1 protein-coding gene and 1 pseudogene are annotated in these 461 nt (G+C 61.6%); both read left to right on the top strand.

Features of this window, described 5'->3' with window-relative positions:
* Nucleotides 1–134: pseudogene (locus VSR82_RS40065) on the top strand (branched-chain amino acid ABC transporter permease); the annotation flags it as partial.
* Between the two features lie 26 nt (nucleotides 135–160).
* Nucleotides 161–461 (top strand): ABC transporter permease subunit (locus VSR82_RS40060; protein ID WP_498858932.1); only part of this gene is annotated, 301 nt, incomplete at its 3' end.

Below are 461 nucleotides of genomic sequence, written 5' to 3'. Positions count from 1 at the left end.
GCTATATCGGCAACCTCACGGGCGGCGTGTTCGGTAGTAACTACCAGGACGTGTTCGCGTTCATCGTGCTGATCGTCGTGCTCGTGTTCCGTCCGTCGGGTCTGCTCGGCGAACGTGTCGCGGATCGTGCCTGATCCCGGGCCACAAGGAGTCAACAATCATGACCTCAATTCAACCGATCGAGCCGTCCACGACGCTCATTCCCGAAAAGAACCGCACAAAGACGCTGACCATCGGCATCCTGACGACGATCTTCGTGATCGCGGCACCGATGATCATCGGTGCGGCGGGCGGCAACTACTGGGTCCGCGTGCTCGACTTCGCGATGCTGTATGTGATGCTCGCGCTCGGCCTGAACGTGGTGGTGGGTTTTGCCGGCCTGCTGGACCTGGGCTACATCGCGTTCTACGCGATCGGTGCCTACACGGCCGCGCTGCTCAGTTCGCCGCACCTGTCGACGC

This window comes from Burkholderia sp. JPY481 (assembly GCF_038900515.1).
Lineage (GTDB): Bacteria > Pseudomonadota > Gammaproteobacteria > Burkholderiales > Burkholderiaceae > Paraburkholderia > Paraburkholderia youngii.
Note: the sequence above shows the minus strand (reverse complement) of the source record. Positions and strands in the feature narration are given on the sequence as shown.